Here is a 22,633-nt window from a genome sequence, read left to right as displayed (position 1 = left end):
CCCTCATCTGGGGAACGAATTGTCCACGACGATGGACCATATGTCCTTGTTTATGGCCCTGATGTCCTCGATGGAATCGTGGATCCTGCCCATCTCCTTGTCATCGAGCGCTTCAATCTTCCCGTATTTGACGTCGTCCTTGCCGTCGACGATGCGCATCAGTTGCGTGCTTCCGTGCGATCCGCTCTCGTCGAATGAATAGATGCAATGGCTGTATTTGTTGCGCAGCTTTGCCTGGCGCGTGAGCTTGCCGGTGACGGTCAGCACCGCCTGGCGGCAATCCGCCGCCGTCTTCGGCATCTTGGCAAGCCGTTCGACCAGCTCGATACGGGCACGCGTCGTGTTCAGCGTCAGAAAGATGATGATTGCCGTTTCCTTGTCCACCTTCGCCAGGCCGGCAATCAGATAGATCAGCAGGCTTTCGGTGTTGGTCCACGTATAGTTCAACTGGCCAACGAGGAGCAGTATCTCCTGAAAGCGGGGCATCGCCGCCTCATGCCGAGGACTGGCTGATGCCCGGCTGTCTCGACCGTTCCATGCCGCCGTAAAAGGTATCCTTGCGCGCATGAAAGACGGCGGCCGCTTCGGTCCTGTTGTGAGCTCCGAGCTTGGTGATGATGTTGTGCAGATGGATCTTGACCGTATGCTCGGACAGCCGGAGGGTCGCCGCGATGATCTTGTTCTGCAAACCGCGCGCTACCATTTCGAGAATCTGAAACTCGCGCTCGGTCAATTCACCCATCTCGTCGAAACCCGCGCGGTCCGTCGCCGATTGCTCGATCTGCAGCGAATGATCCGGAGCCCGGTCCGAAAGGCCCTTGGCGAAGGACTGGAACATCGCCAGCGGGAAGTATTCGCCGCCGCGAAGCATGAGCCTGATGACCGAAAGCCAGACGTCCAGCTTCAGATCCATGGGCAGGACGCTGCGCACGATCTTCAAATCGAGAACGTCCTGGATGGAAACAGGAACGCGGCTGTCGTGCTGCACCAGCACGATCGGCGCCGATGGATGGCACCGCATGAAAGCAGCCGCATGCGTATCGATATCCTGCAGGAATTCAGTGTCGATAAGGATCAGGCAAACAGGATGCTCGAATGTGTCGCAGGCCGCGTCCAGGCTTGTAGCCTGTTCCACGACGATGGAGGGAAACTCCCTCTCGATTGCGTAGACGAGACATTCCGGAAAGCTGTCTTCAGACGAAACAGTTAGAAGAATTCTGCGCGCCCAACTGTCTCCCGCACCGCTACCCACGGTGCTGCGCAAATTGACTCTGGACATGGTTGCCACCCCACCCTAGACCAAGACTGTCGATTTTTCGTTCTTTTCCCTTCTGCGATGTTGGGGGCCTCCACCCCACGAACAGCTAGCCTTAATGACTTATACACCAAATTAGGCGCCGCTGATATAGTTCGGACGAGCTATAGCTGATTTTACCGATCTCGCCGCCGATCAGCTGGCCCCGACAGGGCCGTTTTGACCTCGATTCGCGGCGAAATCCGGCCATTTTGCCCCTGTTGGCCACCTCCGCCACAGCCCGGCCGGACGGGCTAGGCCGAACTGTCAGCTTACAATCACATCCCCGTGGCCACAAACTTCCCGGGTTCCATGCGGGATTGGGGAACATCCAGGTCTCCCCTGTTTGAACGACCGGATCAGTGCTGATCCGGCGCTCGATGGGTGTTGCCTTGGCTGGGCCGCCTCTCCCGGAGTCAAAGGGAGGTATTCAAGCAAACAAATGACGAATGCCGGGTTTCGGACCTCAGTCCCCTCGGTCCGAGAATCCGTTCACCGCATTAGACGCAACGTCCGCGTACGGCCAATAACCGCGTAAGAGAAGAATGCGGTTCGGCGGTCGCGGCCTCAACAGAGGACACGATCATGTCTCTCGACCTCGACAAGAATAATATCAATGCATTCGGCTTGCAGATCGTCGACAGCGAATTCGATATCGGTGACGGCGGTGGCGAGAACGAAAACACGAACCACAACACGAACGACGCCAAGAACGAAAACGAGAACGAAAACAAGGCCTCGAACGAGAACGAAAACAAGAGCGAAAACGAGAACCAGAACGAGAGCAAGTCCTCGAACGAGAACGAGAACAAGGCCTCGAACGAGAATGAGAACAAGAACTCGAACGAGTCCAAGAACGAGAACTCGAACGAGAACAAGAACGTCAACGAGACCAAGGTCGACGTCGACGTCGACGTTGGCGTCAAGCTCGAGGGCGAGCTCGGGAACTCGGATGACGACTTCGCCGACATCTATGCCAACGGCGACATGAAAATCGACACCATGATCAACAACAAGGACGGCAACGTCACTTATGATCCTGGCGACGACGTCACCTTCAAGGACATCCTGAACAATTCGATGACCGGCGCCGGAACCAACACCGCGTCGATCATCAACCAGACCCTGAACATGTATGACAACGACAAGCTCGACAACGCGACCGTCAAGAACGACGCCGATTTCAAGCTTGATCTGAACGCCAAGGGCGGCAATTCCGAAGCCGGCGACGGCATCTCGGCCGGCGGCGGCGGCGGCAGCGGCGGCGATGACGCCAAGGCCAATGGCGGCGAAGGCGGCAATGGCGGCGACGCCAAGTCCGGCGACGTCGAAGCCGGCGACGGCAAGGGCGGCCTGGCGCTCAGCGCGGCCATCGGCGGCGACTCCAAGAGCGACAACAAGGCCGACGCCGGCGACGCCAAGGCAGGCGACGGCGACAGCGGCGACGCCAAGGGCGGCTACGGCGATGGCGGCGACGCCAAGGGCGGCTACGGCGATGGCGGCAACGCCAACGGCGGCGATGGCCTCGGCCTCGGTCTCGGGCTCGGCCTGGGCCTGGGTATCGGCGCAGCAGAAGCCGGCGATGCCCAGTCGGAAGACGGCGGCGATGCCAAGGCGGATGCCGGCGACGCCAAGTCTGATGGCGGCGATGCCAAGGCCGATGGCGGCGATGGCGGCGATGGCGGCAATGGCGGCGACGTGACCGGCGGCGACGCCAAGTCGGACGGCGGCGACGGCCTCGATGTCGATGGCAAGCTCTCGCTGCTGAACTACGGTGAAGGCGGTGACGCCAAGAGCACGGCCGGTGACGCCACCGGTGGCGGCGGCGGTGGCGGTGGCGGCGGCGGTGGCGGCGGTGCCGATGCTGACGGCGGCAATGCCAATTCGGACGGCGGCAACGCTCATTCCGACGGCGGCGACTCCGAGGCCTATGGCGGCGATGCCCTCGGTGCAGGCTTTGGCGCAGGCTACGGCGCAGGCTCAGGCACGGGCACCGGTGGTGCTGGCGGTACAGGCGGTTCTGGCACGGGCGGTGCCGGAGCTGGCGGAAGTGGAACCGGCGGTGAAGCCACCAGCGGCGCGGCGACCGGCGGCGACAGCCTCGGCGGCTTCGCGGCGGCCTTTGGCGGTGACGGCGGTCATGCGCTGAGCGGCGCCTGGGCCGATGGCTATGGCGGCGACGCCAAGGGTGGGTTCACCCACGCCGGCGACGGCGGTCTCGGCGGTGCTGGCGGCACGGCCTACACCGGCGACGGTGGTGCCGGCGGCGACGGTGGGACCTGGGGCTCGAACAATGGCGATGACGGCTTCGTGACCGGCACCAGCCATGCTTCGGCCGACGGCCTGATCGACGTCAGCGCTTTCAACCAGCAGATCGTGATGGGCGCCAACCTGCAGGAAAACCTGGTCGACCAGACCGTGGTTGGCGGCGACTACCACAACACGCTGACTGGCGAGGACGCCGGCGACCACACCGGTACGTGATCGATCCTACACGACTGATTTCTTAGGAAATCAGACAGCTTGGGACTGCGCGGAGTTTTCCGCGCGGTCCTTCCAATCCGGGAGACATGCCGCCCCGACCGAGCGCGAATGATCTCAAGATACGGAGGCTACCGTGTATTCGATGCAATTGGACAAGATCTCCGAGGCTATCTCGCATTTCATCGGAATGTTCGAAATCTCGGTCGAGGAGGCACGGCAGCTAAAGAGCTACGACGAATTCAAGATCGCCGAGGCCGTCAAGGAAGAGACCCCCGATCTTCCCAATACGAACATCAACATCAAGGCGCCGTACACGCTGGACGATTTCGATCCGCATGTTCCGTACATGGGACTTAAGGCTGAGCTAGTGCCGAACACGGTCGGCTCGAGCTTCTGGTACACGCCCCCCGAAATTCCGAACGCCGGCCCCCTGCACCATGGCCACCATCTGTTTCACATCCCGCATCTGCCGGGAGCGGGCGGCCATCTGGTTCTGCCTGACATCGAACCTCCAGGCGCGGTTGCGGCGTACATCAACCAGGAAATCCGCCTGTCGGATAACGACTATGTCAGCGCTGGCGGACACGGCCTGACGTTCACGCCGGCGATCGACGACGGCAGCCACCTGGCTTTCCTGATGAACAAGGCGGCTGAAGTATCGCCGCTCGACGATCTGGCAATGCCTGGTTCCGGCGAGGAGATGGCAAACACCGTCATCACCGCCGGCGAGCGGATAGCGGCCTATGCCGACAGTTTCGACGGAGACGCGACCGTCTTCGTGCTGCACCCGGACGCGGCCTCGGGGCCGATCGCGGGCATCTACGTCAACGGTCAGCTGGTCGACGAAGCCGACGCGCCGAAGGCGGAGGACCACCTCAACATCCTCAAGGAACAGCAGCAGGATAACGAAGCCGCGAGCGACGGTCCCGACAAGGACGATTACAACACGCCGCCGGACTCCTCGGACTTCATGTCGGGCTGGGGCAACGGTTTGCTGAACCCTTGCGTCGATTTGGACACCGGCGGCAACACGCTGGTCAACTCCGCGGTGCTGACCAACAACTGGACAACGACATCCGTCGTCGCCGCGGTCGGAGACAGCTATGAAATCAATGCCATCATTCAGATCAACGCCTATTGCGACAGCGACGCGACCGGCCCGAGCCTGAACGGCTGGACGTTGGACAATGCCGCCGACGCGTGCTTCAACATCGCGGCGTTCAAGCACATCGATCCCTCGGCCGGCAACGAAGCACCGACCCCCGCGGACGGATTCCCCGCGGCGTGGGTGGTGACGCAAGTCACCGGCGATCTGATCATCATGAGCTGGCTGCAGCAATACAGCTTCATGATGGACAACGACACCTCGATCCTGTCCTCGTCGGGCGTCAGGACCATGGTGAGCACGGGCGACAACACAGCGATAAACGATATGTCGATCAGTGAGTTGGGTCACTACTACGACCTGATCATCATCGGCGGCAACATCTATGACGCCAATATCATCCATCAGCTCAACCTGCTGATCGACAACGACCTTATCGGCGCCGTCGATGGGTTCGAGACGTCGGGAGGCGGCTCGTACTCGACCGCCGGCAACCTGCTCTGGAACGACGCGACGATCATCAACGTCGGCGGGCAGAACCACTTCGAGGCATTGCCCGCGTCTTACCTGAAGGCGGCCCACGACATGGCCGCCGGCAAGGATGACGATCCCGGCGACATCCTGAAGGACCCGGCGTTCCACGGTCTCGGTCACTTGCGGGTTCTCTACATCTCGGGCGACCTGATCAACATGCAATACGTCTCCCAGACCAACGTGCTGGGCGACAGCGACCAGGTGGCCCTGGCGATGAACCAGCTCGTCGCCCACCCCGAAGCGGAATGGACGATCACCACCGGCGGCAACCAGGTGGCCAACTTCGCAGGCATCATCGACGTCGACGGAACCGACAAGACCTATGTCGGCGGCGAGCACTATACGCACGAGATCTTGATCCAGGCAGACATCATCTCCTGCGATCCGGAACTCGGCGGACAGAATCCGGACGCGCTGGTGAACGAGGCGGTCGCCTTCCTGGCCGACGATCTCACCGACGATGCCGCGCAGGTAGACCATCCGATCGCCCCGACGCCCGACCATGTTCAGGCCGACGGCGTGCAAACGATTTTGGCTTGATCCGGGATCCGGGGGCAAATTATGACCGACGATCGCGACCTGTCCTGGGAGACGTTTGCCGAGGACCTTGAGGCAACCCTGCATGAGGACGAGCAGGCATCGCCGAAAACAGGTTCCGAGATGCCCCGCAAGACGCTTTCGAGCGCGTTGCTGCAGCATGAGCGGGCCATAGACCGCACCATCGAGGCCATCGACACGGTCGTCGGCGAACTGCACAACGTCGTGGCCCATGCGGGCACGAAGGATCGGGCCCCAGCCCAGCCCGGCAGCCAGACGGTCGAGACCGCCCGCCCAAGAGCCGTGCCGACAAGGGAACAGGCGACGCCCCCCGCCCCCGCCTCCCAGGTCAGGCCAGCGGCACCGGTATCCGCGCCTTCCGTCGTGCCTGTTCTGGCGGCGGGCGGCGGCCAGCCCGGGCAAGCGGGAATGGCGCCCCCGGCCTTGAGCCCGCAGGCTACTGCACCGAAGACTCCGGTGGCTGACCCCGTCAAATCCGTCCTGTCCATGCAGGAGAAGCGGCCTGAGCCAAGGCCAAATCCAGTTCAGCAGCCGGCAACCCGCTCAGACGGGTTGCCGCCAACCGCGCCGGCCGCAAAGGCGGCGCCGGCGGCCGACAGGTCGAACCCCGCACCCTCCGCTCAACCGGCCAGACCGGTTGAGGAGCGGCATTCGAGCCGGAACGCCGCTGCCGGCGCTCCAGCCGTTGCTTCCGCGCCGGCCCGCGCTCCCGAGCCGACACCGGCGGCGCAAAGACCCGGATCCGCACAGCCGGTGCAGGAGCCGAGGCCGGCATCGACGAGCGAGAGTAACGGCGCAACGGCCGCACCAGCGGCGGCAAGGCCGGAGCCCCCGCCCCAGCGTGGACCCGAGCCCAAGGCCGCGTCGCCGATCGAGAAGCAAGGCGCCACAGTGCCGCCGGCGGCTGCAAGGCCGCAACCCGCGCCGCAAGGCACGGCCGCCCCCCACGCCAAAGCGGTGCCGGAAACGCCCGAAAAACCATCGAAATCCGAAATGAAGGATGTGCCCAAGTCGCCAGGCATGATCACCATAGATGGCGACACTGGTCCGATCGTGGCAAGGGAGCGCACCTCCGATGGCGGCGATCCCCCGCGCGGCGACGACAATGGCCGGCGGGGCGGCGGTGGCGGCGGCAGCGGCGCCTTCCACAAACGCCTCGGACCGGTTGATTTCGGCGCCTCCCTCAAGGCCGGTTTGAGTGCGGTCAGGAAAAACCTGGCGATCGTGATGATGTTCACCGTTGCCTGCAACATGCTGGTCCTGGCGATCCCGATCTACCTGTTCCAGATTTCGGATCGCGTCCTGACCAGCCGCTCGGCCGACACGCTGGTCATGCTGACGGTGGTGATTGTCGGTGCCGTCGTGCTGCAGGCGATGTTCGACGCGCTTCGCCGCTTCATCCTGATGCGCACGGCGGTCGAGGTCGCGGCCCAACTGGGCGCGCCGATCCTCAGCGCCGCGGCCAGGGCCTCCCTCAACAGCAACGGCAAGGAATATCAGGTCCTGGGCGACCTGCAGCAGCTGAGAACCTTCCTGACATCCGGCACCCTGCTGTCGTTCCTCGATGCGCCCATGGCTCCCTTCATGATGCTGGCGGTGTTCCTGATCCATCCGCATCAGGGGTTCATCGTCGCGGCCTCGGCACTGATGCTGCTCATGATCACGATGCTCAACCAGCGCGCGACGGCCGCCGCTTTCGGCGAAGCCAACGCGCATCAGAGCAAGGCCAACATCCATCTCGATTCCATGTCGCGCAACTCTCAGATCATCAATGCGATGGCGATGATTCCGGAGGCAGTGAAGATCTGGGGCAAGGACACGGCCAACTCCCTTCGCGCCCAGGTGATCGCGCAGGACCGCAACATCGTCTTTGCCTCGCTGTCGAAGGCGGTGCGCCTCCTGACCCAGGTGACGATGCTCGGCTGGGGCGCTCATCTGTCGATCGAGGGCCATCTCACCGGCGGCATGGTCATCGCCGCCTCGATCATCGCCGGTCGTGCCCTGGGCCCGATCGAAGGCGCCATCGAGGGCTGGAACCAGGTCGTGCATGCGCGCGCCGCCTACGGCCGGATCGCATCGCTCCTGCAGTCGTCGCCGCTCAATTTCGAACGGCTGAACCTGCCACGTCCCGAAGGCCGTCTCGACGTCGAACGCCTTCTCTTCGTGCCGCAGGGAACCAAGCGGGTGGTACTGAACGGCATTTCCTTCGCGCTGTCGCCGGGCGACTCGCTTGCGATCATCGGAAATTCGGGCGCCGGCAAAACGACCCTGGGCAAGATGCTTGTCGGCTCCATCCTGCCGACATCGGGCAACGTCCGGCTGGACCTCATGGATCTGCGCAACTGGGATCCGCGCCAGTTCGGCGAGAACATCGGCTATCTGCCGCAGGATGTTCAGCTGTTTCCCGCTTCGATCAAGGCCAACATCGCCCGCATGCGCGACGACGCAACGGACGCCGAGATCTATCAGGCCGCCGCGCTTGCCGACGTCCATGAGATGATCTCCACCTTGCCGCACGGCTACGAGACCTTCGTCGCCGCCGACGGCGCGCCGCTTTCCGGCGGCCAGAAGCAGCGCGTCGCCCTTGCCAGAGCCTTCTTCGGCAATCCCCGCCTGGTCGTGCTCGACGAGCCGAACTCGAACCTGGACTCGGCGGGTGACGCGGCGCTGGAACGAGCTCTCCAGCACGCCAAGGAGCACAAGATCACGGTTATCACCATCACCCAGCGGCCATCCCTGCTGAAGAGCGTCGACAAGATACTCCTGCTCGTCAACGGCACCGTCGCCCTGTTCGGCATGCGCCAGGATGTCCTGCAGGCATTGGCGTCGCGCGGGCTCAGCATCGAAGGCGGGGCGTTTGGCCAGATCCAGTAGGCGGGCAATCATATGACGACCGACATCGCGAAAGTTCACGACATAGAATGGTACTCCGAGGTGCCGCGCTCGATCTGGAAGCAGACGGCGGTCGGCTTGCTGCTGATCACCGTGGCCTTCGGCGGCTTCGGCACCTGGGCGTCCACGGCGCCGCTGGCGTCCGCCATCATCGCCCAGGGCAGTTTCGTCGCCACCGGGCAAAACAAGATCGTCCAGCATCTCGAGGGCGGCATCATCAAGGAAATCCTGGTCAGCGAGGGCGACCATGTCAGCCTCGACCAGCCGCTGATCAAGCTTGATGAAACCGCCGCCCAGACCAACGAGCGGCAATTGTTCCTGCGCAAGGCCCGGCTCGAGGCAATCTCGGCGCGGTTGAACGCCGAGGTGCAGGGCAGCCCCAGCATCCAGTTCCCGGCGATCGTCCTCGACAACCGCTACGACCCGGAAATCACGCCGATCATGGAGAGCCAGCAACTCAACTTCGAGGCTGCGGAACGCAAGCGCGACAGCGAGATAGCGCTGTTCGACCAGAACAAGAAGGCGATGGAATTCCGCAACGAAGGCATCGACGAGCAGATCTCGTCGGTCCGGCGGCAATTGCAATTCCTCAAGGAGGAATACCTCGGCAAGCAAAAGCTACTCGACCAGGGCCTGATCCGCGGAACCGAGGTCAAGGCGATCCAGCGGGCGATGGCCGATGCCGACGGACAGATCGGCAAGATGGTGGCGGAAGTCTCCGAGAACCGCGAACAGATCGTCAGGTTCGAGCAGCAGATAACCCAGACGAAGGATGCCTATCGCCAGGCCGCGCTTCAGGAGTTGCAGAGCCTGGAGGCCGAACTGGACGCGGTGCGCGAGCAGTCGCGGGAGGCCGAGAATGTGCTTCGCCGCGTCACCATCAATGCCCCCGTGCCCGGCACGATCATTCGCATGTACTACCATACCGCCGGCGGTGTCATTGAGAGCGGCAAGGCCATCCTCGAGATCCTCCCCTCCGATGTGCCCCTGGTCATCGAGGCGCAGGTGCCGCGCACCGACATCGACAACGTCAAGGTCGGGCAGAAGGCTTCGATACGGCTGATCGCGCTCAACCGGCGCACCACGCCTGTCCTGGAGGGTGAGGTCTACTATGTCTCGGCCGACGCATTGCCGGAGATGAGCGGCCCCACGCCCAAGGAAGTCTATCTGGCGCGCGTGCGCTTGCCGGCAAGCGAACTGGCGAGGGTGCACGGCTTTCAGCCGACGCCCGGAATGCCGGCCGAGATCCTCGTGCAAACCCAGTCGAGGACGTTCTTCAGCTATCTGACGAAGCCGATCGCCGACAGCATGGCGAGAGCCTTCATGGAACAGTGAGCAACAAGGAAAGAGGAATTATTCGGGGGCACCATGCAGATCGATGTCATTACGACAAGGGAGGCCTTGAACGGGCTCAAGCAGAACTGGGACGACCTTTACGAAAAGGATCCCGAAGCCCAGTTCTTCCTCTCCTGTACATTCCTGTCTTCCTATGTCCGCCGCTATGAGGGCGGCTGGTCGGTGCTGGCGGCCCGGCCGGGACCAGGGACTCCGTATGTCGCGCTGCTGCCTTTGCGGCTACGCACCAGGCTGAACAAGAAGACCGGCTTCTGCCACAACGAAATCAATATGGCCGGCAACTACGCGGCCGACTATGCCGGCATCGTTTGCGCGCCGGGCTTTGCCGAACGCGCCATCCCGGCGCTTGCCGGCCATCTGCTGAAGATGAACTGGGCCAAGCTGCATCTCGAGAATCTGCGCATGTCCGACAAGAGGCGGCGCCTGCTGCTCGACAATCTCGTCGACAAGCGGCTCACCGCCCAAAGGATGCAGCGCGTCAACAAGACCGACAATGTCGACAATTGCATCTGCCCGGCCGTTGCCCTGCCGGGAAATTGGGACAGCTATCTCGAGCAGAACACGAGTTCGAACACCAGACAGAAGATCAGACGCTTCCTGCGCAAGCTGGACAGTTCCGACGAGTTTCGCATCACCCACGCCGACGCCTCGACGATCGACCGCGACATCGGCATCATCCTCGAAATGTGGCGCATCAAATGGGCGCCGCGCAAAGGCAACCTGATCCCGGGCCTGATGCGGTCCAATCGGATATTGTTCAAGGACGCCTTCGAGAGCGGCACGCTTTTCCTGCCGATCCTGTGGCAGGCAGACAAGCCGCTCGGCGGCCTGGCGTTCCTGGTCGATCCGGTCAAAAAGGCGATGCTCTTCCATCTCGCCGGGCGCGACGAGACCGCCAACGACATTCCGTCGGGGCTTGTGCTGCATGGCTATTGCATTCGCCGTGCTATCGAACAGGGCTTCCGCAGTTACGACTTCCTGCGCGGCAACGAGGCCTACAAATACTCCTACGGCGTCGAGGAAACCGCCATCCATTGTGTCCTGGTCAAGACCAGGACCGGTCGCAATCTCGGTGACCGGCTTGACCCGAGATCCGTCGGCAGCGTGCTCGAGCAGGCGACCAAGTTCCATGAGGCGGGCAATCTGACCAATGCCGAGAACGGCTATCGCCAGATTCTCGAGGTCAATCCCCGCCATTCCCGCACCCTGTACGGTTTGGGACAATTGCTGGCGGCCAAGGGCGACCACTGGTCGGCTGCCGATACCTTCGCCACGCTGGTCGAGATCGCCCCTCAGTCGCTCAAGGCGTGGTCGAGGCTCGCCATCGAGTACCAGGCGCTAAGTCGCCACGCGGAGGCCGCGGACGCCTTCCGCAAGGTGCTGGAGCTCAATCCGGACCTTCCCGGGGCGCAATACGGCCTCGGCCGCAGCCTGGCGCAATTGCGGCAGATGGACGAGGCCGCGAAGGTCCTGAGCGCGGTGCAGGACAAGGCCGACAAACCCGTCGACCCCGTGCTGCGCGCCAAGGCTCGTGTGCAGTTGCAGAAGCTGAAGGAGGAAGCAAACCCCTGCTACATCAGGCTCGAGCCAAGCAATGCCAGGTCGCCAATCCTTGAGCAGGCGGGCGCTTAGGGCAATTCCAGGAAATGTGTAACGCTTTTCCGTCCCGAGCTTCGCCCTGACGTTGGGCTCTACTGCTTCACGGAAGTCGAGGTGCCCCAGGTGTCGGACAGCACATAGCCTTGGGGGTATGGATCCGTCGGATCGAGATAATAGACATGCTCGCCGGTGATCCAGGCCCGGCCGGTGATCTCCGGAACGATCGCCTTGCGACCGCCGATTTCCGTCAGCTCCACGATCCTGCCGGTGAAGCGGGAGCCGATGATCGATTCATGGATCAGCACCTCGCCTACCTGCATCAGGCCCCTCGCTTGCAGGACCGCCATGCGGGCCGACGTGCCCGTCCCTGTTGGGCTGCGGTCGGAGCGTCCCGGCGAGACGATGCAGGTGTTGCGGGTGACGTTGCCCGGACCCTGGAACGGCATGGCGAACTGCACGATCGAGACACCGCGTACATGTTCGAACTCCGGATGCACGACATCGAGCTGCTCGCGCGCGGCGTGCCTGATCTTCTCGCCGGCCACCGCCAGTTCGCGGGCCTCGTCGGGAGCGACCGAGAAGCCGAGCGCCATGGCATCGACGATGGCGTAGAACATGCCGCCATAGGCGATGTCGACGGTGAGCGTGCCGAGCCCCTCGACCTCGATGCTGGCATCGAGACGTTCGGCGAAGGCGGGCGCGTTGCGCAAGGTGATCGAGACGCATTTGCCGTCGCGGCATTCGGCGCGCACTTCGATGACGCCACCCGGCATGTCGAGCTTGAAGCGCGTCTCAGGCTCCTGCATCGGCACCATGCCGGTCTCGAGCAGCACCGTGGCGACGCAGATCGTGTTGGAGCCAGACATCGGCGGGTATTCCGTCGGCTCCATGATGATGGCGCCGGCGGCGCAATCATCGCGCGTCGATGGAACCAGGAGGTTGACGTGGCGCGCGACGCTGCCGCGCGGCTCGCAGATCAGCATCCGGCGGATGTGGTCGTGATCGCGTTCCATCGTGACCATCTTTTCCATCATCGTGCGGCCCGCCGGCGGCAGCACGCCGCCGACGATGACGTCGCCGACTTCACCTTCGGCATGGCAGCCGACGACACGAATGCTTGTTTTGGTGCGCATTGTTTCTCCCTGGCCTCCGCCACTATTTGCTTGGCAAGCAGTGCCGCTCCGGGACAAACTGGTCAATCTGCCAGCCAGCCTCAAGGAGAATCCCAATGGGCGCCAATATCTTTTCCGGCTGCATGCCGGCCTTGATGACACCCTGCACGGAGGACCGCCAGCCCGACTTCGAGGCGCTGGTGCGCAAGGGGCGGGACTTGATCGCGGCCGGAATGTCTGCCGTGGTCTATTGCGGCTCGATGGGCGATTGGCCGCTCCTGACCGACGAGCAGCGCATGGAAGGCGTCGAGCGCCTGGTGAAGGCCGGCGTGCCGGTGATCGTTGGAACCGGCGCGGTCAACACCGCCAAGGCCGTGGCCCACGCCGCCCACGCCCAGAAGGTCGGAGCGAGGGGCTTGATGGTGATCCCGCGCGTCTTGTCGCGCGGACCGTCGGTGACGGCGCAGCGCCACCACTTCAAGGCGATCCTCGCCGGGGCGCCGGATCTGCCCGCGGTCATCTACAACAGCCCCTATTACGGCTTTGCCACGCGCGCCGACCTGTTCTTCGCGCTGCGCGCCGAGCATCCGAACCTTGTCGGCTTCAAGGAGTTCGGCGGCCCGCAGGATCTGCGCTATGCGGCCGAAAACATCACCAGCCGCGACGATGAGGTTGCGCTGATGATCGGCGTCGACACCGCCGTCTTCCACGGCTTCGTCAATTGCGGCGCGTCCGGCGCCATCACCGGCATCGGCAATGTCTTGCCGAAGGAGGTTCTGCATCTCGTCGGACTGAGCCAGGCGGCCGCCAAGGGTGACGTCGAGGCCCGCCAGCGCGCGCAGGAGCTCGAAGCCGCGCTCGCCGTTCTCTCCTCCTTCGACGAGGGTCCGGACCTGGTGCTTTATTTCAAGCACATGATGGTGCTGAAAGGGGATCCCGAGTACCGGCTGCACTTCAACGAGACGGATGCCCTGACCGACAGCCAGCGCGGCTATGTCGAAGCGCAGCTCAAGCTGTTCGACAGCTGGTATGCCCAGTGGTCGAGGCAGCCCGGCGTGATCGCGAGATATGCGGCCTGAGACCGGTCGAGATCATCTCCGCGCCATAAGCCGAAGGCAGGGGGCCTTTCATCTATGCTGGCGGCGGCGCGGTGTCCGCGGCTCGAATTGCCATTACCAATTCGAGCCGCAATCATGGCGAGCAGTGGCCGATCGTCAGGAAGCAATCGTTTTCCTGCGCGGCCAGGCTAGTAGACCTTGAATGCACCCGCACCCGCTCGTGCATCCACATCGGTGATCAGCATGTGTCCCGGCGATACCGTGATCGAGATCGCCAATTCGGCACGAGCAAGAGCATCCTGGGCGGTCAGGCTGCTGCCCCAAAATACAGGGACCTCCCCGTCCATGATCTCGACCGCATCGCCCCAGTCGGGAGCCATCAAGTCCTCTATCCCAATGATGGCGGGCTCTCCGACATGGATGGGAGAGCCATGGGCGTGCGGAAAACGTGCGGTAAGGGCGCGAACCTTGTCGACGTCGCACTGTCTTATCGGCCGCATGGAGACGACCATCTCGCCACCAAACGGTCCGACGCCGCGGGTCTCGATCCTGGTTCGGAATTTGGGCAAGGCGTTGCCGTAGCCGATGCTGCGGAGCTTGATGCCCTTGGCGACAAGGGCGGCTTCGACCGTCAGCGAACTGCCCAGCGCGAACACGGCGAAGTCTTCGCGCCACAGGTCGATGATGTCCGTGGTCTGATGGATCACTTCCCCGAAGCAATAGATGTTGTACTGGGGCGCGTCGGTGCGGATGTCGATATCACCCAGGGTCGGGAGCAATGGGCTGCCGACACGGCTGACGCCCACCAATGGACAGGGTTTTGGGTTGCGGACGCAGAACTGGTGGAAATCGCCGGCAAAGCTGCGAGGCACGATCACGACATTGGCCTGGAGCTTGCCGCGCGCAAGCCCGCCCGTGTGCCCTTCATAGGCACCCATCCTGACCAATCTGCGGAGCCTGTCCGCATCGACCAGTCGCAAATTGTCATAGAACAATGAAGTGGTCAGGCGAGCCATGGCTTCCGAAGTGAGATGCACGTTTCAGAGACACGTCGAGAGCGCGTAAGATCATCGGCGGGTTGGCCGCTTGTCAAATTGTCAGAATCTTTCCCCAACGATAAATTGTATTTATTGGTCGGCCAATGGTGACCGCTATTATCATTAGCGTTTGCGAATAAATCTTTTCGTTCACCGGCAGCCGCGGCAGCCGATCGCCTCTATCTGCCGGCCAGCTTCGTGCAGAAAGGCAAGGTCCCGGTTCATGTAGAACAGCAGGAAAGCCGCATAGAGGACAAAGACGAGGCTGAAGACCAGCGTCTTGACGACCAGCGAAAGCGCAAAGACGTTCAGGTGCGGCGAGGCGCGCGCCAGGAAGGCAAGCACGATGTCGGACAAGAGCATGCAGATGATGAGCGGGAAGACGAGTGTCAGCGCCATCATCAGGATGCGGTTCAGCAAACCGAGGAAGATGACGGCGGCATCCTTGCTGAACACGGGCATGAGCTGGTCGATCGGCCAAAGGCCATAACTGTCATAGAGGCTGGTCAGGGAAAGTTCGAAGCCGCCGGCGGCCAGATAGACCGTGACCATGATGACCGCGAGCAAGGTGCCGGTGGCACTCGTCTCGTGGGTCATCATCGGGTCGATCAGCGTTCCCATCGTCGAGCCGCGCTGCAGGTCGAGGATGTCGCCGGCAGCCTCCGCCGCCCAGAACGGTATGCCCATCGCCAGCCCGAGCGTTACCCCGACCACGACCTCCTTGAGCATGTAGAGCACAATCATCGTCGTCGTGATGTCGGTGCTCGTCAGCTTGTTCACGATCATCGGAAAGACCGGAACCGCCAGCGCCAGAGCCACGCCGTTGCGCAGCAGCCCGGATAGCGGCACCCGCGAAAAGAGCGGCATCAAGAGCATGAAACCGGTCATGCGCGCCAGCGCGAAAGCGCCGGCCAGCAGATAGAACTGAAGCTCCTTTATCGACGCGAAGAGTGGTTCGACCGGCATCCGCCTGCCTCAACGCGTGACGACGGGGAACTCGTCCAGCGCCGTCGAGGCCTGCTCCGCGATCTGCTGTCCAAGCAGCGGGCCGACGACGATGATGACCAAAAGGATCACGACGAGCTTGATCGTCTGCGGCAAGGACTGGTCCTGGATCTGCGTCAGCGCCTGGGCAAGTCCGACAAGGATGCCGACCGCCAGCGCCGCGATGATCGCCGGGCTGGACGCGAACAGCACCGTCCAAAGCGCGCCTTGGACCTTCGCCAGGATGAAGTCATTGCTCATGCAAAACCCCCGGCGGCGTCAGCCATAGCTCAGGATGAGGCCATGCATCAGCCGCGACCAGCCATCGATGGCGACGAAAAGGAACAGTTTCAGCGGTATCGAAATGAGGACCGGCGAGACCATGATCATGCCGAGCGTCATCAGGACGTTGGCGACGACGATGTCGATGATGAGGAAAGGGAGATAAAGCAGGAAGCCGATCTCGAAGGCACGGGTCAGCTCGGAGGCGACAAAGGCGGGAACAAGGATCGAGAGATCGTCGTCCTTCAGGTTCTGGCGCGCCTCTTCCGGCCACAGCCGGCTCGTTCCGTCGAGGAAGAACTTCCGCTCCTGCGGCTGGGTGAATTTCATCAGGTGTCGTTGCAACGGTTCCCTGACCAATTGTGCCGCCCTGGCCAGGTCATCCGTCGTCTGGAACTGGACCTGCCCCTCCTGAAGCCGCCCCGACATCTCGCTCAGCAACGGCGTCGTGACGTATACGGTGAGCACCAGCGCTATGCCGTAGAGCACCAGATTGGGCGGCATCTGCTGGACGCCGAGCGCATTGCGGATGAGAAACAGCACGACCGAGATTTTCAGGAAGCCCGTCATCGTGACGACCGCCAGCGGCAGCAAGCCGACGAAGCCGACGGCGATCAGAATGCCGAGCAGGTTGGGCGAATTCTCAAGCATTGTCGAACATGCGCACGATCCGCACGCCCAGGCTTTCGCCGATCCGCACGATCTCGCCACGACCGACACGCTTGCCGTTGGCGATGATGTCGACACTCGCCTCCGTGACATCGGCGAGCGCAACGACAGAACCGGGCGCAAGCTGCCTTATCTCGCCGACCGGCATGGCCGTGCGGCCGATCTCGAAGGCAAGCGCGACCGGCAGCTCATCCAAGGTCGACTCTTCCAAGGTCCGGCCGGCTGGCGGCGGCGTGTTCTCGTTCATGGTCCACTCCCAATTCGATCCGGCGATTGCGGTCGGCGCGGCAAGCAATTGCGGCCCATCGGCAGTCAAGGCCACCGGCGCATAGAGGCGCTCGGCAATCACCAGCGCCGCCATGCGTTCCTCCTCTGCATCCCTGAAAAGCACTACATCGTCAGGCTGCAGGCTCCGCAACTCGCCAAGGGTGATCGCAAGCGGGCCACGCCGAAGGTGGACCGGCAGCGGAAATCCGGCCGGGATCGGCGGCCTCGCCTTACCGAGCTCGTCGAGAAGGCGGCCGATCCGCGCCGCCAGGCCGGCGTCGTCAGCATGCAAGACGCAGTCGATCGCTTCATCCTTGCCGGTCAGGACAAGGGCGAATGAGGTTTCGCCCGAAACGGCATCTCCCGGTGCGATCGAGGTGATCGCGATCCTCTCGCCCAGCCTGCCCTCGATCCAAGCGAGATCGTCCTCGAACGTGGCCTCCAGCAGCAGCGCGGCGTGAGCAGGCGCCAATCGTCGCACGTCGAGGAGTTCGTCCGCCCTGGCCAAGCCCCGTTCGACAACAGAAAGCGGCAGGCGCAAGTTGACGACCGCGTCCCCGACGGTGAGCGCAATGGTACAAAGCCGCTCGTTGGCAAGATTCGGCGCCGGCCAGACCGTCGCGATCGCCATGGCCTTCCCCGCAATCGTGATCTCCGCGGGAGCGCGGCGGCGGTAGAAGGCGTTCAATGCACCGACGTCAACCGGCGCAACGGATTCCAACGTCAGCAGATCGCCGACGCTCGACCGTGCGGCCGCGCGCTTCGCCGGTTTTGACCGCGTTTTCCTTTTTGCCGACGCGAAGGCTTGAGGCATCAGATCCATATTCACGATCACGGATTGGGGCTATCGTTCTGTGGGCAAGCGCGATGGACCGCGCTCCTCCTCCTCGGAAAGCTCGGCAAGCGCCAGGCGACGACGTGCGGTGCGCCTGGTCAGGTGCTCCAGCAGCCCGTCCAGCTTCGTCACGGCCCTCATGCTCTCGCGATGATCCTTGCGGGCTGCCGACAGCTCCACTTTGCGTCGCTGCTCGGCTACGCCGGCCATCTTCTCGTTCTCTCGCAATTGCCCGGTTTTGCTGGCGGCGACTTCGAACCGACCCTGAAGCCGATACAGGCTGGCAGCCTTCACCGGCTGTCCGACAAGCGCACCGAACGCTGCATCTTCGGCGTCGACCGTGCGCTGAAGGTGTTCGGTGACGGCGGCCGCCGCTTCCTCGACCTCCCTCGCAGCCCGCTGCGCGGCGGCTTGCCTTCTGATGACCTCTTCCGTTGCGCGCTCTTCGCGGCGGCGTCTGAGGTCGCGCAGCCGGGCGATCGTGTCAGGCGCCTTCATTGGACGATCTCCCGCATGCGCTGGCGTGTCTTCTCGATGCCCTCGTGCGTGGCGGACGGCTGTCGCAGGAAGTCATTGATGGCGTCGATCTTCGCCACCGCCTCGTCCGCCACGGTATCGCTGCCCTTTTGATACTCCCCGACGCGCAGGAGAAGCTCGATGTCGGCGTAGCGGGCAAGCAGCTCGCGAAGGCGGCTGGCGTCAGCCCGGTGCGCCGGCGGCACGACGGCATCCATCAGACGGCTTCGGCTGCGCAGGACGTCGATGGCGGGGAAATGGTTGCGCTGCGCCAGCTCGTTCGACAGGAAGACGTGGCCATCGAGAAGCGCCTGGATCTCCTCGGCGACCGGATCCAGCGTGCCGTCGCCTTCCAGGAGAACGCTGTAGAGGCTGGTGATGGACCCAATGCGACCGGGCCCCGAGCGTTCGAGCAGACGCGGCAGGACCGCGAACAGCGAAGACGGAAAACCGCGCCGCGTCGGCGGCTCGCCCGAGGCCAGGCCGATCTCGCGCTGCGCGCGGGCAAACCTGGTTATGTTGTCCATCGCAAGCAGCACATGCTTGCCCTGGTCGCGAAAATATTCCGCAATGCTGGTCGCCACATAAGCGGCCTTGACGCGCTCGATGGCAGGCCGGTCGGATGTCGCGACGACGACGATCGCCCGCTCCCGCCCTTCCGCTCCAAGCTGATGCTCAACGAATTCGCGCACCTCGCGCCCGCGTTCGCCGACAAGGGCGACCACGGCGACATCGGCGTCGGTGCCGCTGACGATATCTGAAAGCAGGAGCGACTTGCCGACGCCAGGTTCGCCGAAGATACCGACGCGTTGCCCGCGCGCGCAGGTGAGCAGCCCATCGAGGGCGCGGATGCCGAGCTGGATCGGCTCGGAAATCAGACTGCGCTCAAGCGGAGATGGCGGATAGGCGTTGACCGGATAGCTGCCGGCAATGCCATCCGGCGCAAGCGGCTTGCCGTCCAATGGCTCGCCGAGCGCGCTGATCACCCGGCCAAGAAGGCCGGGACCGACGGGCACCTGCTGGTCCTTTCCGGTCGCAACGACCTCGGTCAGGCTCGAAAGGCCGGTCAGATCGCCAAGCGGAACGAGGATCGCCATCTCGTCCAGCAGGCCGACCACTTCCGCCCTGGTCGTCCTGCCTGTCCTGGGGTCGATCAGTTCGCATATCTCGCCGATCCGGGCCTCCTCCACGGTCGCGTGGATGACGGTGCCGGTGACCCTCCGCACGCGCCCTCGCCTCGGCCGGCTGGCATCGTCGCGCAGGCCGGAGCGCAGGCCGGGGATGATGGACGCCAGGCGATTTTCGATTTCGGCAGCGGGCGTCGTCATGCAACCTCCGCCTTCGACGCGATAGCGGCAGCTATGGCCTTGAGCTGCGCGTCGATGCTGGCATCGACGACGGCAAAGTCGGTCGAAACGATGCAGGCGCCGACCGCCAGCGCATCATCCGCGTCGATCTCGACGGTCATGCCCAGATCACTGTCGCGCAGGACGGCGTTCAGCTCGTCCCGGACCCTGTCGACGGAAGCGGGATGAACCCGGACCTTCAGATATTTGGCACGGCGAATTTCGGAAACCGCCTGTCTCGCGGCCTTGGCGACAAGCGTGCCGACGTCGAACTCGCCCAGCATTCGCCTGACGATTTCGATGGCCAGGCCGATGACTTCGGTCTCCAGCCCGGCGAGATAGCGATCCACCTTGACCGCTGTTTCGCCGATCAGCCGCGTGGCGTCCGCATCGCCCTGCGCCTTGCCGTCCTCATAGCCCTGCGCATATTCGGCCGCGTAGGCTCGCCGGGCGGCTTCGCGCAACTGCTGCGCATCGTGCCTCGCCTCGTCGAGAAAGGCGTGCCCATCCTGCCAGGCGCGCGCTTCCGCGGCGCGCAGGATGCGCGCAGAAGGGCGTCTCGGCATGGCGTCGATCGCTTTGCCCGGTTCGATCATCTCGTCTCGCTCATCGCTCGTCGAACAATCGCCGGACCGGCAGCGGCAAATGCTTCGGCCGCCGCTGCGTCGACAGACCCGTGCGGCATCAGCTTGAGGCGAACCCGCATGCTCGTCTCGCCGGGCATCGCCTGACACCACGCGCCAAGGCAGCTCAGCCCATCGGCATAGACGCGATCGTGAATATCTTCCAAGGGCTGCAAGGACTGGGTCGGACCGGCGAGATCGCGGTTGGCGACCAACAAGGCGCAGAGATCGGCGCCAAGGGCCGCCTGCAATCCGGCGGCTTCGCGTCCATCGATGACAGCGGCCAGACTGCCGGCCCAGTAGATCGCGCCCGAGCGGAGCGCAAGCTCCTCCAACTCCTCACCCGATGACAACGCGATCGCCCGATCCACCGCGTCGGCCGGCTCATCGGCCGCGGAATGGAGCCGGTAGCGCTCGAGCAGCAATTTGGACAGTCGTTCCTGCAGGCGCTGCGATCGCAGCATGCGCTCGCAGGCGGCCTCGCTTATCGTGCCGTCAAAGCATTCCGCAAGCCGGGCTGCATCCGCATAGGATGCGGGATTGGCCATGAATGCCTGCCATTCCGGGCTGGCGGTTTGCTGCGAGCCGGTCCCGGTCATGTCTTCTTCACCGGCAGAGCGGACGCGTCGAGCGCATAGACACCCGGCCGTCGATACCACTGGAGGTAGGCCAGCCGGGCAGCCAGCGCCAGTATGGCCGCAGCCATGCCGTAGAACAGCCACATCGCGGCGGCGACGCTGTCCGGATGCAGCCAGAGGCCAAGGAATGTCGTGAAGCCTGCTTCGGCGGTTTCGTGCTCGGGGGCCTTCGCGGCCACCGGGATGAGCGTGACCGAGACATTGTCATAGGTCAGTCCGGCGATACCCTTGGCCACCAGCATCTTGACCTGCGGGATCAGCTCATTCATCGGAACCGACGCGCGATGGCGGATGAAGACGGAGGCGGAAGACGGCACCAGCTGCTGTCTCAGCGGATCGTTCTCCGGCAAGACGAGATGGACGCGTGCGGAAAGCACGCCGTCGATGTCCGAGATCGTCTGCGAAAGCTCCTGGCTCAGGCCGTAGATCATCGTCGCCCGCTCTTCCACCGGCGAGGACACCAGCCCGTCTCTCTTGAACACCTCGCCGAGCGTCTGGAATTCCTGCTTGGGCAGTCCGCTTTCGTCGAGGATTGCCATGGCTTCGGCGAAACGGCCCTTCTGCACAGACACCGTCATCTTGCCGTCCTTGCCGGCCTCGCGCTGGGCCGGGATCCCGCGACGCATCAGCGTGGCGACGATCTCGTTGGCCTGCTGCTGGTTGAGGTTGGAATAGAGCTCCACCGAGCACGCCTGGAGCACAAGCATGCCCATGACAACCAGCGCGACGCGGCACCGGGCGCCGCACCGATTCAAAAGCGTTGATCGCCGCGGCAAGGATAGCGTGAGCACGAACACTCCGTAGCGCTTACTGTTGCTTGATCAGCGTGCTGGTGGACGACGTGACGGCGGTCACGCTGCTCGTCACCACCTCGAGATTGGCGGCTGCCCACATCACCGAAATCGATCGCTCGAGCAGTTGCTCGGCGTTCTTTGCCGGCGCGCTTTCGCCTTCCTTGCCCGACGGCGCCGCCTTGCCGGTGGCCTCCTGCAGCGAGGCTGCTTCAGCGTTCACCGGGGCGTTCGCCTGGCCGAGGGCTTTCTGGACCTGCTGCATGGTTCCTTCAAGCGACCGAACGGCGGAACCGAACAGTGCCGACGGATCGGTGAGCGCCCCACCCCCTGCCTTCTCCGCCTCGGCCAGATAGTCGAAGAGTTGGCGCTCCACGATCGGCTCGGTGCGTTCCGCTTTGGCGGATTGTCCGGCCATTGCCGGATTGGCGCCGGACGATGCCTGCGCCACCTGCCGACCTGCCGGCGTGGCGACATCGCCTCGGTCGGGCGTGCTGGCCTTTGCGACATCGTGCTTTTCCTGCTTGGCGCCCACCATCCGGTTGCCCGGCTGCGCTGCCGCGCCGGCGGTGATCTGCTGTTGCGAACTTATGCTGGTGGTCAAATTTGCCAGCGTTGCTTCCAGGGCTCCAATCGGCGCGATCTGCATGAAC

General features: G+C 63.6%; 19 protein-coding genes and 1 pseudogene. 6 read left to right on the top strand and 14 right to left on the bottom strand.

The genetic code is table 11. The annotated features are described in order from the left end of the window. Nucleotides 1–3: 3 nt before the first annotated feature. Both EN846_RS24430 and EN846_RS24425 read right to left on the bottom strand, forming a co-directional pair. Nucleotides 4–486, bottom strand: coding sequence for a hypothetical protein (locus tag EN846_RS24430; RefSeq protein WP_127308976.1), 483 nt, complete (start codon nt 484–486; stop codon nt 4–6). Nucleotides 487–493: 7 nt separating this feature from the next. Beyond that, nucleotides 494–1,279 carry a response regulator transcription factor gene (locus tag EN846_RS24425; protein ID WP_245478120.1) on the bottom strand — a complete coding sequence of 262 codons (786 nt, stop codon included), beginning with the start codon at nt 1,277–1,279 and terminating at the stop codon, nt 494–496. Nucleotides 1,280–1,879: 600 nt separating this feature from the next. Between EN846_RS24425 and EN846_RS35255 the strand changes: the two genes are divergently transcribed. The 5 genes from EN846_RS35255 (at nt 1,880) to EN846_RS24395 (ending at nt 11,855) form a co-directional block, all read left to right on the top strand. Beyond that, a complete protein-coding gene (locus EN846_RS35255) occupies nt 1,880–3,778 on the top strand; it encodes a hypothetical protein (protein ID WP_187331464.1) in 1,899 nt (632 codons plus the stop codon). Nucleotides 3,779–3,911: 133 nt separating this feature from the next. Beyond that, complete coding sequence (locus EN846_RS24410; RefSeq protein ID WP_127394138.1) at nt 3,912–5,957, top strand: type I secretion protein; 2,046 nt, start codon at nt 3,912–3,914, stop codon at nt 5,955–5,957. A gap of 504 nt (nt 5,958–6,461) precedes the next feature. Beyond that, complete coding sequence (locus tag EN846_RS24405) at nt 6,462–8,849, top strand: type I secretion system permease/ATPase (protein ID WP_245493380.1); 2,388 nt, start codon at nt 6,462–6,464, stop codon at nt 8,847–8,849. 12 nt (nt 8,850–8,861) lie between these two features. Then, nucleotides 8,862–10,202 (top strand): HlyD family type I secretion periplasmic adaptor subunit, encoded by a 1,341-nt coding sequence (locus tag EN846_RS24400; RefSeq protein ID WP_127393888.1) that lies wholly within the window; start codon nt 8,862–8,864, stop codon nt 10,200–10,202. Between the two features lie 33 nt (nt 10,203–10,235). Continuing rightward, nucleotides 10,236–11,855 carry a GNAT family N-acetyltransferase gene (locus EN846_RS24395; protein ID WP_128346389.1) on the top strand — a complete coding sequence of 540 codons (1,620 nt, stop codon included), beginning with the start codon at nt 10,236–10,238 and terminating at the stop codon, nt 11,853–11,855. A gap of 59 nt (nt 11,856–11,914) precedes the next feature. Here the strand turns inward: EN846_RS24395 and EN846_RS24390 are convergent, their stop codons facing one another. Beyond that, on the bottom strand, nt 11,915–12,955 hold the full coding sequence (locus EN846_RS24390) for a proline racemase family protein (protein ID WP_127392983.1): 1,041 nt from the start codon (nt 12,953–12,955) through the stop codon (nt 11,915–11,917). 95 nt (nt 12,956–13,050) lie between these two features. Between EN846_RS24390 and EN846_RS24385 the strand changes: the two genes are divergently transcribed. Beyond that, nucleotides 13,051–14,013: a dihydrodipicolinate synthase family protein gene (locus EN846_RS24385; protein ID WP_127392984.1), complete on the top strand. Its 963-nt coding sequence runs from the start codon at nt 13,051–13,053 to the stop codon at nt 14,011–14,013. Nucleotides 14,014–14,180: 167 nt separating this feature from the next. Here the strand turns inward: EN846_RS24385 and EN846_RS24380 are convergent, their stop codons facing one another. The 11 genes and pseudogenes from EN846_RS24380 to EN846_RS24330 all read right to left on the bottom strand — a co-directional run bounded on the left by EN846_RS24380 (nt 14,181) and on the right by EN846_RS24330 (nt 22,629). Further along, nucleotides 14,181–15,008, bottom strand: coding sequence for a DUF1445 domain-containing protein (locus EN846_RS24380; protein ID WP_127392985.1), 828 nt, complete (start codon nt 15,006–15,008; stop codon nt 14,181–14,183). 171 nt (nt 15,009–15,179) lie between these two features. Further along, entirely contained in the window at nt 15,180–15,995 is an 816-nt protein-coding gene (gene sctT, locus EN846_RS24375; RefSeq protein WP_127392986.1) for a type III secretion system export apparatus subunit SctT, read from the bottom strand. Nucleotides 15,996–16,004: 9 nt separating this feature from the next. Then, nucleotides 16,005–16,274, bottom strand: a complete 270-nt coding sequence (locus EN846_RS24370) for a flagellar biosynthetic protein FliQ (protein ID WP_127285468.1) — start codon at nt 16,272–16,274, stop codon at nt 16,005–16,007. A gap of 21 nt (nt 16,275–16,295) precedes the next feature. Further along, nucleotides 16,296–16,946, bottom strand: a pseudogene (gene sctR / locus EN846_RS24365) (type III secretion system export apparatus subunit SctR); the annotation flags it as partial. Beyond that, nucleotides 16,939–17,862, bottom strand: a complete 924-nt coding sequence (sctQ, locus tag EN846_RS24360; RefSeq protein ID WP_189379639.1) for a type III secretion system cytoplasmic ring protein SctQ — start codon at nt 17,860–17,862, stop codon at nt 16,939–16,941. The gene sctQ and the pseudogene sctR, both read right to left, overlap by 8 nt. 213 nt (nt 17,863–18,075) lie before the next feature. Then, nucleotides 18,076–18,564: a YscO family type III secretion system apparatus protein gene (locus EN846_RS24355; RefSeq protein WP_127392988.1), complete on the bottom strand. Its 489-nt coding sequence runs from the start codon at nt 18,562–18,564 to the stop codon at nt 18,076–18,078. Next, a complete protein-coding gene (locus tag EN846_RS24350; protein WP_135859330.1) occupies nt 18,561–19,910 on the bottom strand; it encodes a FliI/YscN family ATPase in 1,350 nt (449 codons plus the stop codon). The genes EN846_RS24355 and EN846_RS24350 overlap by 4 nt, the downstream gene beginning before the upstream one ends. Then, entirely contained in the window at nt 19,907–20,524 is a 618-nt protein-coding gene (sctL, locus tag EN846_RS24345) for a type III secretion system stator protein SctL (protein WP_127394121.1), read from the bottom strand. The genes EN846_RS24350 and sctL overlap by 4 nt, the downstream gene beginning before the upstream one ends. Then, a complete protein-coding gene (locus EN846_RS24340) occupies nt 20,521–21,210 on the bottom strand; it encodes a SctK family type III secretion system sorting platform protein (RefSeq protein ID WP_127394122.1) in 690 nt (229 codons plus the stop codon). The genes sctL and EN846_RS24340 overlap by 4 nt, the downstream gene beginning before the upstream one ends. After that, nucleotides 21,147–21,980 carry a type III secretion inner membrane ring lipoprotein SctJ gene (gene sctJ / locus EN846_RS24335; protein ID WP_281015744.1) on the bottom strand — a complete coding sequence of 278 codons (834 nt, stop codon included), beginning with the start codon at nt 21,978–21,980 and terminating at the stop codon, nt 21,147–21,149. Before sctJ ends, EN846_RS24340 begins: the two co-directional genes overlap by 64 nt. A 16-nt stretch (nt 21,981–21,996) precedes the next feature. Further along, nucleotides 21,997–22,629, bottom strand: coding sequence for a hypothetical protein (locus EN846_RS24330; protein WP_128346939.1), 633 nt, complete (start codon nt 22,627–22,629; stop codon nt 21,997–21,999). Nucleotides 22,630–22,633 lie beyond the last annotated feature (4 nt).

This window comes from Mesorhizobium sp. M4B.F.Ca.ET.203.01.1.1 (assembly GCF_004791025.1).
Classification (GTDB): domain Bacteria; phylum Pseudomonadota; class Alphaproteobacteria; order Rhizobiales; family Rhizobiaceae; genus Mesorhizobium; species Mesorhizobium abyssinicae.
This window is presented reverse-complemented; position numbering and strand designations above follow the sequence as displayed.

Excerpts from the sequence above, each read along its gene's own strand:
- EN846_RS24430 (WP_127308976.1), bottom strand. The coding sequence starts at position 486 with ATGCCCCGCTTTCAGGAGATACTGCTCCTCGTTGGCCAGTTGAACTAT.
- EN846_RS24425 (WP_245478120.1), bottom strand. The coding sequence starts at position 1,279 with ATGTCCAGAGTCAATTTGCGCAGCACCGTGGGTAGCGGTGCGGGAGAC.
- EN846_RS35255 (WP_187331464.1), top strand. The coding sequence starts at position 1,880 with ATGTCTCTCGACCTCGACAAGAATAATATCAATGCATTCGGCTTGCAG.
- EN846_RS24405 (WP_245493380.1), top strand. The coding sequence starts at position 6,462 with ATGCAGGAGAAGCGGCCTGAGCCAAGGCCAAATCCAGTTCAGCAGCCG.
- EN846_RS24400 (WP_127393888.1), top strand. The coding sequence starts at position 8,862 with ATGACGACCGACATCGCGAAAGTTCACGACATAGAATGGTACTCCGAG.
- EN846_RS24395 (WP_128346389.1), top strand. The coding sequence starts at position 10,236 with ATGCAGATCGATGTCATTACGACAAGGGAGGCCTTGAACGGGCTCAAG.
- EN846_RS24390 (WP_127392983.1), bottom strand. The coding sequence starts at position 12,955 with ATGCGCACCAAAACAAGCATTCGTGTCGTCGGCTGCCATGCCGAAGGT.
- EN846_RS24385 (WP_127392984.1), top strand. The coding sequence starts at position 13,051 with ATGGGCGCCAATATCTTTTCCGGCTGCATGCCGGCCTTGATGACACCC.
- EN846_RS24380 (WP_127392985.1), bottom strand. The coding sequence starts at position 15,008 with ATGGCTCGCCTGACCACTTCATTGTTCTATGACAATTTGCGACTGGTC.
- sctT (WP_127392986.1), bottom strand. The coding sequence starts at position 15,995 with ATGCCGGTCGAACCACTCTTCGCGTCGATAAAGGAGCTTCAGTTCTAT.
- EN846_RS24370 (WP_127285468.1), bottom strand. The coding sequence starts at position 16,274 with ATGAGCAATGACTTCATCCTGGCGAAGGTCCAAGGCGCGCTTTGGACG.
- sctQ (WP_189379639.1), bottom strand. The coding sequence starts at position 17,862 with ATGGCGATCGCGACGGTCTGGCCGGCGCCGAATCTTGCCAACGAGCGG.
- EN846_RS24355 (WP_127392988.1), bottom strand. The coding sequence starts at position 18,564 with ATGAAGGCGCCTGACACGATCGCCCGGCTGCGCGACCTCAGACGCCGC.
- EN846_RS24350 (WP_135859330.1), bottom strand. The coding sequence starts at position 19,910 with ATGACGACGCCCGCTGCCGAAATCGAAAATCGCCTGGCGTCCATCATC.
- sctL (WP_127394121.1), bottom strand. The coding sequence starts at position 20,524 with ATGATCGAACCGGGCAAAGCGATCGACGCCATGCCGAGACGCCCTTCT.
- EN846_RS24330 (WP_128346939.1), bottom strand. The coding sequence starts at position 22,629 with ATGCAGATCGCGCCGATTGGAGCCCTGGAAGCAACGCTGGCAAATTTG.